Raw genomic sequence first — 11,706 nt, 5'->3', positions numbered from 1 at the left:
GCAACACACGGACATGGCGTTCGCTCAGGGAGTAACCTTACTCCCTGAGCTGGGCGAAAAAGTGCTGCAAAAATCAGCTTAAAAGATCAACAGCCCCCGATGAGGGTGTCAAAGCTGTCCATCACTTGTTGGCATTTCATCACACGCCCGTGTCCCTGCCCTGTCGTGGTCACCAGCTCCACCTGCTCCATCTCTTGAGCAGCTTTACTCGATACCTCATATTTAGTGAACTTATCCGCTTGATCATGAACGATAATCGTCGGTGAAGTACGCAACTTGAGTTTATGGTAAGGGTCAATCGACTGAATCGGGTAGCGATACTCCTGCTCTACTTCAGACACAACAGCATTGAATAACCGCATCGAATAACCCGAGCGAGCCACACTCCCAAATAAGTTATCGAGGTAGTCGAGCACAGGCGCAATCAGCAGCAAAGGTTTGTTTGCCAATTTTTGGTGGTGACACTCCAGCGCTGAAGCAGTACCCATACTGTGCGCCACCAACCCTGCGACCTCTTGGTCAACGCTATCAAGCATTGCTTCTAAACCGTGAACAAACGCCGGGATATGGCCGTAGGCACCTTCGCTTTGCCCATGAGCTGGATGATCATATGCCAGTGCGGTATAGCCACGACGGGCTATATGTTCCATCAGAGGGTAGAACTGACTCGCATTGCCCGACCAACCATGGCTCAATAGCCACACCGGACCAGTACCCAGCCGATAGGTTTTCAACACCCCCTCTTTCGATTGAACTTCGGCTTTGACTAGACCCAGTGGCTCACTGTTCTTGGCCGCTGTGCGAGCTGGAGTAAGTAACAACTTACGGGCAGTTTTTTTCGCATGCTTAGGGAGCAGCATGTGGTGCAGCCGGGTGGTCATATTGACTAAGCTCTTCTTTACGCTGAACTTTTGCGAGGTATTAAAGTAGATCTTCTCACTCATGTGGTTTTCCTTTTGCGGCCTGCTTTTCCATCACCAAAAAGTGAACGACCGTGCTATTTATAATTAAATAATAAGCCAAGTACACTGACTCAGCTTATCTGAAGATTATTTCCAAGCAGCGAGTAAACGCTTTACGCCCGACCAAAAGTGCTGATAACTCGCTTGTTCACCGTGGATGGAATAAAACAAATGCGCACTGAGATAGAGTCCGTACAACTCGAACGTGGCTTGTTTGGGATCTAAGTCGGCGCGAAATTCGCCTTGCTCGACCCCTTTTGCTACCTGTATTCGCAAGTACTCTACCCAAGAGGCTATCGTTTGTTTCAATACCTGTTGGGTTGGCGCACTGTCTGAGTGCGTCTCTTTCCACGCATCCAAAAACATACAACTGCCTTGAAATGAGTGGTTCCAGTTAAGCCAGTTATCCAGTAGCGCATGTATCTTGGCTTCGATGGTTTGCGTCTCTTGTTCGCGAGCTGGGGCGATCACTCGCTGAGTAAACACGCGATTGGCGTGTTCTAACACCGCAATTTGCAGGTTATCTTTAGAGTTAAAATGGGCAAACAGACCGCTTTTAGACATACCACACTGCTTCGCAAGCTCGCCAATCGTGAGGCTTTCTAAGCCATTTTCACTGGCCAGCTCAAACGCTTTATTCAGTATATTCTCGCGGGTTATTTTGCCTTTGCTCATTATCGACTCTCACTGTTTACCGTTTAGTTTTAGCACACTCGTCCTTTTTTTCCAACAGTCATACACAATACGCGACGATTCAAGATTGAGACAGGCTAAACACATCTCGCATAATCTCACCTGCTCGGCACACGTCGAGCCAAAACTTGATGAAAATCAACCCCGAATGACACCATAGTGCTGTAGCTTGGTGGTTTTGGACCATTCAACCGTCGTTATGCAAAATAAAAAGATTCAAAGTATCGAGCTTGGCCGTGTGATCGCCATTTTGGCGATCGCCGCCATGCACTGCCAACTGTTTATCAGTTATTGGCACATCGAAGACACCCCCTGGGTGGGCTATTTATTCAACCAAGCCACACGGTTTGCCGTCCCGCTGTTCTTCTTAATCTCAGGCTACTTAATTCAACCTAAGCTGGTTGAGCAGCCTGTTCAAACCTTGAAACGCTACGCCTCTCCATTGATTCGAGTTTTTATCGTCTGGAGCCTAATTAGCCTCGCAATGCCGTTTAACCTAGCGACGGTAGCAGAACACGGCTATTTAGCAGAGCGTCAGGGGTATTGGGGATACCTCGCTCAAACTCCCCTTAACTCGCTGCTCGAGGGCGGACTGGTTCATTTGTGGTTCCTCCCTGCTCTGATCATTGCCGCCGCGATCGGTGCTCTACTCAGCAAGCTAAAACAGTTGGACTTGTTTATCCCGTTGGGGATTACCCTTTATGTCTATGGCGTACTGGCAGGAAGCTATCAAGAACTCACGGATTTTTGGACACCTTTCTTTACTCGAAATGGGCCTTTCTTTAGCACGTTATTGTTTGCGATCGGCTTTACTGTTCGTCAAAAGTCCATTCAAGCGACTGCTCGCCAAGCAGGCATAATGGCGCTAGTGGGAATCACCGTGCACTTTTTAGAGGCGTGGATTCTCAATGGTCACAATCAAGCCTTTAACGCCAACGACTTTGTGTTTGGTACGGTCCTTTGGGGAACGGGCTGCTTCTTGTGGCTACTGGCTAAGCCAGATCTAGGGGATAACCTATGGCTAACGGCACAGTCTCGCTACGTACTGCCGCTTTATGTCGCTCATTTACCGATGATCATCGTGATGATGAATATCGCAGGCGCCGCGCAACTGACTGGTTTAAGTAAAGATCTGTTGATGTTATTCGGTGCGACCGTGCTGACATTTGGTTTGATTAAAGGGCTAGAAAAAACGCCGCTCTACCCCTGGCTATTTCGTTGATTTAATAAAAAAGCGATGAGTAAAATCATCGCTTTTTTCTTGGTTACCACAAACTGTGGTAGGGCAGATAAAAGAGGTTAACCAGAACGAGTCCCACCATCACAGCGAAGGTCAACTTCATTCCCGAAATTCGCCCTTTCAATCGGTCGGCCAAAATTGCTTTAGCATGGACGAGGCGACCGAGAATAAAGGCCACACCCATTATGTGAATCACCCACAATGGTGCGCCGTTGTATTCGGCCAACGCCATCATGATCAGCGTAATAGGCACGTACTCCACCGCATTACTGTGCGCGCTGCGTGCCATTTGCAGCGCAGTCACGCCGCCATCTGCATATTTAATTTGTGCTTTTCGTCGTTGCTTAATGACTTCAATAGCGAGCCACAACAACAATAGCGCCGATAAACTGGCGTAGAGAGCCGTTACCATGCTTTCACTCCTTGATTAATCCACTTGCCACTTATGCCTAGCAGTGAGCCGAACCCCGCTCGTCAGCACAACACTCTTGTTGCAAGAAATCAATCACTTCTTTTAGGCATTGGTAATCGGTGACGCAATAGAGGATTCGCCCCTCTCTTCTCTGACTGATCAAACCAACATCGACCAGATTTGAGATATGGTGTGATAAAGTGGAGCCCGGTATCGCGAGTTGTTCTTGCAATTGACCTACCGCTACCCCTTGATATCCCGCTTTGACGACTCGCTTATAAATCGACAGTCGCGTTGGATGCCCTAGTTCTTTCAACGCTTTAGCGACCGCTTCCAACTCCATTTATCACTCCTACTCAATGACTTATTTCCAAAATAGTCGAAGTATAGCCCACTTGCAATCCTGTTTAATCGCGGTTTCGCCGATAAAGTCGATCTATGTCGATTAATTATCGGCTTTGCCTAGGGCCGGTTGTTTATCGAACAAAAATTAACCTGCATCAAGTTTGGTTATGATTTCGCCAAGCACGACGAGAGACTCACCTACACTTGTTTTAACTGAGTTGAAAAGCAAGGGGGATGCTGATGATTTTGTTACATAGAGACTATCGGTTAGGTAATGCTGGCCACCATCATGCACATGTGGCGATTAACCCAGTCGGCGTCATTGATGTCGATATTACCGAAAGCGCACAACATCACAGCGCCGAGTTCAGCGAGTTAGTCTTTCAAAAAGCGCAAGGCTACACTCGATTGATCGGCCGTCATTCAAAGCGGCCATGGCAAGTCACCTTATCGGATCACGATGCGGCCGAAGTTCATCGTTTAATCGATCAAGCAGAAGAAGAGTTTGAAGTTTTGATGTGCGACCTATAGCATCGCGTTCAAATTGAAGCCTGAGGTGACTCAGGCCTCATTTGGTTTTAGGTTGATAAGACACTAACGTACTGAACAGACGTTCACTCAAACGCTGACAGTTAGGCACCACCAAATAGACCAGTCCAACAAACACTATCGAACCAATCAGATCCGCGGGTCGGTGCATACCGCTCCATAATCGACTGTAGGCCACCATCAATGCCCACCCTACCAACATAGCCGCTAAACCAAAACGCTTGTACTCGATAAATAATGAGCCAAAAATGGCTAAACAAATCGAGGCAAAAATCGTATGACCGGAAGGAAACGAATAGTCTGTCTCACCTTGCCAATGATGGGTTCTCCAGAGCGAGACTCGCGTGGAAATTTGCTCAATCACTTGCGCCTGTTGCTGTTTATTTAACTTATAAAAGTGGCTCGGTTGCGGAATCAAGAGCTGTTGGGTCAACAACTCAGTGTATGGACGTGGGCTTTCTGTCATCTGTTTCAAACCGGTTTTCGCGGCGAAGCCCACCACCAGCAGTAAACCGAGTTGGGCCATTAGGCTGACCAAGCGTAAACGAGTTCCGACCATACGCCACGTTACGGCGATGAGAAGCGCCAAACTAATGACAAAGCCTTGACTGCCTGCAGAGTCAGTCATCAAGGTGAAAGCCAACCCTGACGCGTCACCCACCTCACCCATCAAGTCGATATGATTGAACAACAGCGACATCAGCATAACCAAGAGCAAAAACGCCGCGAGTAGCAGCAAACCGGTACGTTTGTTTCGAAATAGATTCTTCACGATAGACGAACACCTCACTATGCTAAGCCAGCATGTTAGCCGAAGTACTCGTCAAGATTTATCAACTTAATGTCAATTTGCTGCTAAGGAAGGTGACCGCGATACACCACTCACATCGCTAACGTTTTGACGCAAACATCTTTTTGTCTGCCCGTTTCAATAGTGACTCAAGCTTCATCTCGCTTTTCTCTTTCGCCGACGCCACACCCACACTAAAATGCAGCTGATACGGGCCATTGAGATCTTGATTGAACCTCTCGACCGCCGCTCGAAAACGACCGATGGCGACATCGGCGACTCGGTCACTGGCACCAGACATCAACACCACAAACTCATCGCCCCCGATGCGGGCAATCACATCCGAATCTCGAAATGATCGTGATAAAAGTTGAGTGAAACTGACTAGAGCTTGATCGCCAACTGCATGGCCGAATGTATCATTAATCTGCTTAAAGCTATCAAGATCAAAAAAGGCCAGTGAAACCGATAGCCCACTCACCAAACAGTGCTCCATGGCTTTAGGTGCCAATAGCTCAAATCCACGACGATTCGAGATCTGGGTTAATGAGTCGGTGGTAGCCGTTAAGCTGGCTGACAGCTCATTCTCGGCAATCTTTGCCAAATCAATCAAGTCAAGCAGCTGTTCTTGATTAAGATCGCGAGGCTTAGTATCAAAAATGCATAAGGTGCCCAGTTTATGACCGTCGAGATAGACCAAAGGGACGCCAGCGTAAAATCGAATCCCCACCTCTCCGGTCACCATAGGGTTTTCACGAAAACGCTCATCCTCAAGTGCATCGGCGACAACCAGCGGCTCGTTGCCCAAAATCGCATGGCCACAGAAAGAAACCTCACGCGACGTCTCACTCAGCTCCAACCCATCGCATGACTTAAACCACTGTCGTTCGGTGTCAACCAGGCTCACCACAGCGACAGGCACGTCAAACAAACGTCGAGCTAAGCGTGTCACTCGATCAAAGCGTTCTTCGGGTTTGGTATCTAGAATATTGAGGCGTTTCAGCGCCTCGACTCGTTGCGCTTCATGTTCCGGTGGTTGTGGCGCTTGCATTGCACTCATCTCTTTCGTTTTGATAGAAAGATCTTAGCACTCAATCGCTGAGATGTTGAGTCAGGGGAAGCCTTTCTCTATCGTTTATGCACCGTAATCTAGGCTTCCCACTGCTTTTACTACTGCGCACTAGGCCTGCGCAATGCCTCTAGCGCACATTGTGATGACCGGGAAAAAAGTGCGCAACTGGGCCATGGCCTTGACCGACTTGCAATTCATCGGCATGACTCAATGCTTGAGTCAGGTACTGTTTGGCAAGACAGACCGCTTTGTGTAAACGGTGCCCTTGCGCCACATACGAAGCAATCGCCGATGACAAGGTACACCCGGTACCATGAGTATTGGATGTAGCGATTCGCCGTGCACGCACCAACTCGTAGTGTTCTGGCGTGATTAACAGATCGTTGCTGTTGGGATCCTGCTCTAGGTGCCCTCCCTTCAACAACACCGCTTTCGCCGCTAAGCCACGCAGCATTCCCACTAATGCGCCCATCTCTTCTTCACTGTTCGGTATCGGTACGTTAAGTAGCGCAGCCGCCTCTGGCAAATTCGGCGTGATTAAATCCGCGAGAGGAACTAACTGCTGTTTCAGGCATTCAATGGCATGGTGTTCCAGTAGCAGATCGCCACTGGTAGCGACCATCACAGGGTCAGCCACAATAAACTTAGGTCGGTATTTAGCAAGTTGCTCAGCCACGACTTGAATGATGCTGGCATCTGCCAACATTCCCACTTTGACCGCTGCGACATTCAAATCCTCGAAAACCGCGGCTAATTGACTGGCCACATGCTCAAGCGGTATCGGATGAATCGCTCGGACTCCTTGAGTGTTTTGTGACGTGATAGCCGTGATCACCGAACACGCATAACCGCCGGTGGCAGAAATGGCTTTAATATCGGCTTGAATCCCAGCGCCTCCGCCACTATCAGAGCCGGCGATAGTAAGAACAATGGGCGAGGTGTCTTGTAAATGTGGCATAAACGCTCCTACAACAAGACGCAGGAACCCTTATCACACAGAAGCCGAAATGACTCACTGATAAGGACGCAGCTAAAGTGCGAGCTGCGTTTATAGTTCCCTACGTCAGTGTTAACTGAATCAGGTTCAACGGGTCTCGCTTGGCGATCTCAGCCTTGACTAGGCTCCCCGACTATTGAAGTTGGATAGTAGCATCAAGTCATGACAATGGGCAGGGTAAAATGCCAGCTCGATTCCAAGCCGAGCGGGTATTTGGGTCCAAATTGGAGGATGCGATTGATGTGAACTATAGTGATTGGATTATCGCAAAAGGAGCAGCATGATGAGCCAGGAGGCACTACTTTCTCGTATCGACGAGCTACCTAGGATAGAAAAAGTTCTGCAAGAGTTACTCGATATGGTCAACCAACCCGAGGTAAACTTTACCCAATTGGCACAGAAAATATCGACTGACCAGGTGCTAAGTGCTCGGCTACTGCGCCTTGCCAATGCGGCCTATTTCGGTGCCCAAAAAACCATAGGGTCGGTGAACGAAGCGGTGGTACGTGTCGGAACGGCACCTGTACGTACCTTAGTCGTTGTCTCCGCGTTATCCAGTGTGTTTCCTCGCATTCGTACCCTCGATATGGATCAGTACTGGGGAGAAACCTTCGAAGTGGCCGTGTTGGCCAGTAAAATCGCTCAACAAACCGATATCGACGGCGATGATATGTTTACCACTGGCATTTTGCATAACATTGGCGAGCTGATGATCCACACTCTGGTGCCCGAACAAGCCATTCAGATCCAACAGCGCGCACAGGCTGGGGAAAACGCGCTAGATGTGCAAGAAGAGCTATTGGATATTACCGCGCCAACATTAGGCGCTAAGCTGGCCAAAACGTGGCAGTTCCCCGAAGAAATGGTCGATGCGATCGCTAACTTTGACGATCCGCGTGACGCTGAAGTTTCACCCAAACTGGCCACCACATTACATTTGGCTCGAGCGATTCATCGCGATTGGGATTTGTTAGAAAGTGAAGAGGGAAAAAGCCGCTATCTTGCCGAGCATCCTGACTCACGCTTATTAGACCTTCCTAGCCAGTTTGTTGAAACCATCGATCATTTTCGCGGCAGCGGTCGCGATCTCGCGGTTCAGCTAAATGCCAGTTGAGCAGCGCTGCGAGCCTGCACTACCTAGATTTATTTTTATCATATAGACTATAAAAGATAATAATTTGTTATAGGTGATGGAAATGCTTAACCCAGCCTGGCTTAAAACATTTGCCACATTAATTGATACCGGCCATTTCACCAAAACCGCGGACAAACTGTTTATGACTCAGCCTGGTGTCAGCCAGCATATCAAAAAGCTAGAGCAAGCGTGTGGTCACGCACTGATCGAAAGGCACAATAAAAGCTTCGAAATTACTGAAGCGGGCAAAACAGTCTACCAATATGCGCTTGAACTGGACTCGCAGCAGCGGCAGATGCTGCAGTCCCTTAGCCAAGATGACCCTTTTGCGGGCCAAGTATCTTTTTCTTGCTCGGGCGCTTTAGCACTGTTGCTCTACCCTCACCTGCTCGATTTACAATGTAAACACCCGCAACTGATTACCCAGTTAGAAGTCGCACCACAACATAAGATCTTGGCCGATATTATCAATGGTGACATCGATATCGGCATCATCACCCACCAAACCTCAGATCCACGCGTAGAGTCAGTTAAAATCGGCGACGAGCCGCTGTGTTTAATGTTACCTAAGGCGAGCAACCCTCAGTCATTAGATCTTCAGCAGCTCAAAGCGCTCGGAGTCATTCGTCATCCAGATGCTGAGCACTATCTTTCGCTGTATTTTTCACGTTGTGCCGAACCTGACTTAGCCACAATCAATATCCATCAGTTGCCGGTAACGGGCTACGTCAATCAACTGAGCCAAATCCTACTCCCTGTGGCTAAAGGTCGTGGCTTTACCGTGCTACCAAAAAGCGCACTTGAGGCCTTTAGCGACAAAGAGAATATTACGGTCTACCAACCCAAACAAACTGTGATTCAACCCTTGTATATGCTGACCAAACGCCATCGCCGCCTCCCAGCACGATTTACGACCATTCGTGACACCATTCAGCAAACGCTCCAGCAATACACCTAACAATAGTGGCATTGTGGGCGCACACTCAGATATAGCAACTTCTAAGATCAAAAAAGGAGCCACAACGGCTCCTTTTTTGCTTAGCGTAAAGTCATTTATGCTTCAAGGACATCTTCGCCAGACATTTCGGATATGAGTAGTAAGTCTGACTCGTCCAACTTCATACCCAAAACGGGCAGGCCATGCTGTGCAACCCAGCAGCACATAAATACGAAGAAAGCTAACGCGATTATACCTAGTGATACCATAATCATTCTCCTTCTGGGTTATCCAATAATGTATCGATAACTCACAGGTGAGAGATAAAGAGGGGTAAAGCAAAAGGCCGTTGAAAATACTAATTCTTATACGTTTTTCGATGCACGATAACGAATTGCTCGTTAGGCTGTGTGTGTCAATTGCGTTCAGTTGTTCGTATTCGCTCTGGGAGTTTACTTGGTTCTCTACACCTTTGAAGTTATTCGGCTACCCTTTCAATATAGTGTTACCGTATGGATGAAGCAACCACATTTAGTGTCTAATGGTCAGGGGATCACACATTTTATGCTGCAGCGCGCATAATTATGCTCACTATCACTGTTACACAGAAGCAATGGGGCACATGGCCCCATTGCTTAGTGGCTTAAGCGCCAATCACGCCACCGTCTTCTCGAGTGATGGCCATGATGGTCGAACGTGGCTTACTGTTACCGCCCGCAGGGAAATGAGAAGGAGCACCTTTCTCTCCTGGGTGCTGAACACCGACAAACATAGTTTTATAGTCAGGTGAGAAGGTTAACCCAGTAATTTCACACGCAATGGGTCCTGTGAGGAAGCGGCGCACTTCACCAGTTGCTGGGTCTCCACACAGCATTTGGTTATTGCCTTGGCCAGCAAAATCTCCTTTATTTGAGTAGTTACCATCGGTTTGAATCCACAAGCGACCCGCTTTATCGAAACCAATGCCATCAGGGCTATTGAACATATTGTCGGCATTAATGTTGTCACTACCCGCATACAGATCGCCCTGATGAACCCTTGGGTTCCCAGCAATTAAATACAAATCCCAATCAAAACGCTCTGAGGTATGGTCGCCGTTGTGCGGCAGCCAACGTACAATCTGGCCATAATGGTTTTCTTGACGTGGGTTCGGCCCACCGACTGGCTGGCCTTCTTTCACCCCGCGATGTTTATTATTGGTCAGGGTACAGAACACGTGTTGGTTGTTTGGATGTACCGCTACCCACTCAGGACGATCCATCGTGGTCGCACCCACTTGTGTTGCCGCGCGGCGAGCAAAAATCATCACTTCAGCTTGGTCATTAAAACCGTTCTCTTTGGTTAAGCCGTTTTTACCATGGCTAAGCTCAATCCATTGGCCCTGACCTTTCAGCTCTTTGTCATCCATATCAAACTTGGCGACATATAAGGTGCCCTCTTCGAGTAGGTTACGATTGGCGCGGTCATTGCCTGGTTGATACTTGTTCTTTGACACAAACTTGTACAAGTGCTCGCCACGCTCGTCATCGCCCAAATAGACGACAACATGTCCATCATCATTGATAAGCAGCGCCGCGTTCTCATGCTTGAAGCGTCCTAGCGCGGTGCGCTTAAGTGGCGTAGAGGTTGGGTCATTAGGGTCAATTTCGACCACCCAGCCGAAGCGATGCGGTTCATTCGGATGTTTCGCAACATCAAAACGCTCATCACTATCATGCCATTGGTATTTGCTCTTCGCCGCTTTAATGCCGTAGCGCTTGTGATCCGCAGACAGTTCAGCGCTGCCGCTGGTGCCAAAGTAACCATTAAAGTTTTCTTCACACGTCAGGTAAGTGCCCCAAGGCGTTTGACCATTAGCGCAGTTGTTGAAGGTGCCGAGTGGCTGGGTACCGCTTGGGTCTAGCTCAGTTTTCATTAAGCGATGACCGGTTGCTGGCCCCGTTAGGCGCATTTCAGTGTTCGCGGTAATTCGACGATTGCGCTGGCCATTTCTGTCGAGTTTCCACTCACCGCCAGACTTAACAATCTCAAATACAGTGACGCCGTGCGCTGCCTGCGCTTTGAGTACATCATCCGCCGTCATGGCTTTGCCACCATGGTCAAACAGCAAATCGTAGTTGGTGTATTCATTGTTGACGGCGATCACTGCACGCGAGTCATTGATCGGGAATAGGCTCATTCCATCGGTGTTGTCACCAAACTGACGTAACTGTGCTTGTGAGCCTTGTTTACCGCTAGGGTCAAACTCAGGGGCGTCAGCGAAAATAGGGTCACCCCAAGAGAGCAGTGGGGTCGCTTTATAGCCTTTAGGGACGACAAACGCATCAGCGGTTGAGGCAGGAACAGGATCAAAGTTGAGCAAAGATCCTTGGCCGGAAGCGGCAAACGCTTTGGTAATCGGGTTGAGCGAGAGGAAAGCACTCGCGCTAACCGCGGCGGTTCCGGCTAAGAATCGACGACGGGATAGTCGTGCATCGATCATTTGGCTAAATTGAGAATCTTGATTGTCACGATCCCACATTGCTGACTCCTTGTGTTGATATTTTTATATAAAAGCGCAGAGATCGTAGAAGT

13 protein-coding genes and 1 riboswitch are annotated in these 11,706 nt (G+C 48.6%); of the genes, 4 read left to right on the top strand and 9 right to left on the bottom strand.

Annotated elements, in window-relative coordinates:
- Nucleotides 1–86: 86 nt before the first annotated feature.
- Both FCU94_RS17375 and FCU94_RS17370 read right to left on the bottom strand, forming a co-directional pair.
- Nucleotides 87–944 (bottom strand): alpha/beta hydrolase, encoded by an 858-nt coding sequence (locus FCU94_RS17375; protein ID WP_176289729.1) that lies wholly within the window; start codon nt 942–944, stop codon nt 87–89.
- Between the two features lie 105 nt (nt 945–1,049).
- Complete coding sequence (locus FCU94_RS17370) at nt 1,050–1,637, bottom strand: TetR/AcrR family transcriptional regulator (protein ID WP_176289728.1); 588 nt, start codon at nt 1,635–1,637, stop codon at nt 1,050–1,052.
- A 217-nt stretch (nt 1,638–1,854) separates the two neighbouring features.
- On the opposite strand from FCU94_RS17370, the gene FCU94_RS17365 reads away from it, so the two are divergent.
- Nucleotides 1,855–2,877, top strand: coding sequence for an acyltransferase (locus tag FCU94_RS17365; protein ID WP_176289727.1), 1,023 nt, complete (start codon nt 1,855–1,857; stop codon nt 2,875–2,877).
- Between the two features lie 43 nt (nt 2,878–2,920).
- Here the strand turns inward: FCU94_RS17365 and FCU94_RS17360 are convergent, their stop codons facing one another.
- Together FCU94_RS17360 and FCU94_RS17355 are read right to left on the bottom strand one after the other, a co-directional pair.
- Nucleotides 2,921–3,307 carry an MAPEG family protein gene (locus FCU94_RS17360; protein ID WP_176289726.1) on the bottom strand — a complete coding sequence of 129 codons (387 nt, stop codon included), beginning with the start codon at nt 3,305–3,307 and terminating at the stop codon, nt 2,921–2,923.
- Nucleotides 3,308–3,344: 37 nt separating this feature from the next.
- Complete coding sequence (locus FCU94_RS17355; RefSeq protein ID WP_176289725.1) at nt 3,345–3,650, bottom strand: ArsR/SmtB family transcription factor; 306 nt, start codon at nt 3,648–3,650, stop codon at nt 3,345–3,347.
- 242 nt (nt 3,651–3,892) lie between these two features.
- Between FCU94_RS17355 and FCU94_RS17350 the strand changes: the two genes are divergently transcribed.
- Nucleotides 3,893–4,183 (top strand): hypothetical protein, encoded by a 291-nt coding sequence (locus FCU94_RS17350; protein WP_176289724.1) that lies wholly within the window; start codon nt 3,893–3,895, stop codon nt 4,181–4,183.
- Nucleotides 4,184–4,220: 37 nt separating this feature from the next.
- Here FCU94_RS17350 and FCU94_RS17345 read toward each other — a convergent pair whose 3' ends face one another.
- The 3 genes from FCU94_RS17345 to thiD all read right to left on the bottom strand — a co-directional run bounded on the left by FCU94_RS17345 (nt 4,221) and on the right by thiD (nt 7,021).
- The gene (locus FCU94_RS17345; protein WP_369597269.1) at nt 4,221–4,973 is read right to left on the bottom strand and encodes a phosphatase PAP2 family protein; all 753 of its coding nucleotides are present in this window, start codon (nt 4,971–4,973) and stop codon (nt 4,221–4,223) included.
- Nucleotides 4,974–5,091: 118 nt separating this feature from the next.
- Nucleotides 5,092–6,042, bottom strand: a complete 951-nt coding sequence (locus tag FCU94_RS17340; protein ID WP_176289723.1) for a GGDEF domain-containing protein — start codon at nt 6,040–6,042, stop codon at nt 5,092–5,094.
- 148 nt (nt 6,043–6,190) lie between these two features.
- Nucleotides 6,191–7,021 (bottom strand): bifunctional hydroxymethylpyrimidine kinase/phosphomethylpyrimidine kinase, encoded by an 831-nt coding sequence (gene thiD, locus FCU94_RS17335; RefSeq protein ID WP_176289722.1) that lies wholly within the window; start codon nt 7,019–7,021, stop codon nt 6,191–6,193.
- A gap of 80 nt (nt 7,022–7,101) precedes the next feature.
- Nucleotides 7,102–7,202, bottom strand: a riboswitch (TPP riboswitch).
- 141 nt (nt 7,203–7,343) lie between these two features.
- Here thiD and FCU94_RS17330 point away from each other — a divergent pair.
- Together FCU94_RS17330 and FCU94_RS17325 are read left to right on the top strand one after the other, a co-directional pair.
- Complete coding sequence (locus FCU94_RS17330) at nt 7,344–8,174, top strand: HDOD domain-containing protein (RefSeq protein ID WP_176290077.1); 831 nt, start codon at nt 7,344–7,346, stop codon at nt 8,172–8,174.
- 82 nt (nt 8,175–8,256) lie between these two features.
- Entirely contained in the window at nt 8,257–9,153 is an 897-nt protein-coding gene (locus tag FCU94_RS17325) for a LysR family transcriptional regulator (protein ID WP_176289721.1), read from the top strand.
- Between the two features lie 95 nt (nt 9,154–9,248).
- On the opposite strand, the gene FCU94_RS17320 is transcribed toward FCU94_RS17325, so the two are convergent.
- Both FCU94_RS17320 and FCU94_RS17315 read right to left on the bottom strand, forming a co-directional pair.
- Nucleotides 9,249–9,401, bottom strand: coding sequence for a hypothetical protein (locus tag FCU94_RS17320; RefSeq protein ID WP_176289720.1), 153 nt, complete (start codon nt 9,399–9,401; stop codon nt 9,249–9,251).
- Nucleotides 9,402–9,775: 374 nt separating this feature from the next.
- Nucleotides 9,776–11,653 carry a PhoX family protein gene (locus FCU94_RS17315; RefSeq protein WP_176289719.1) on the bottom strand — a complete coding sequence of 626 codons (1,878 nt, stop codon included), beginning with the start codon at nt 11,651–11,653 and terminating at the stop codon, nt 9,776–9,778.
- Between the last annotated feature and the right edge of the window lie 53 nt (nt 11,654–11,706).

It is taken from the genome of Vibrio sp. JPW-9-11-11 (genome assembly GCF_013369335.1).
Taxonomy (GTDB): Bacteria; Pseudomonadota; Gammaproteobacteria; order Enterobacterales; family Vibrionaceae; genus Vibrio.
This window is presented reverse-complemented; position numbering and strand designations above follow the sequence as displayed.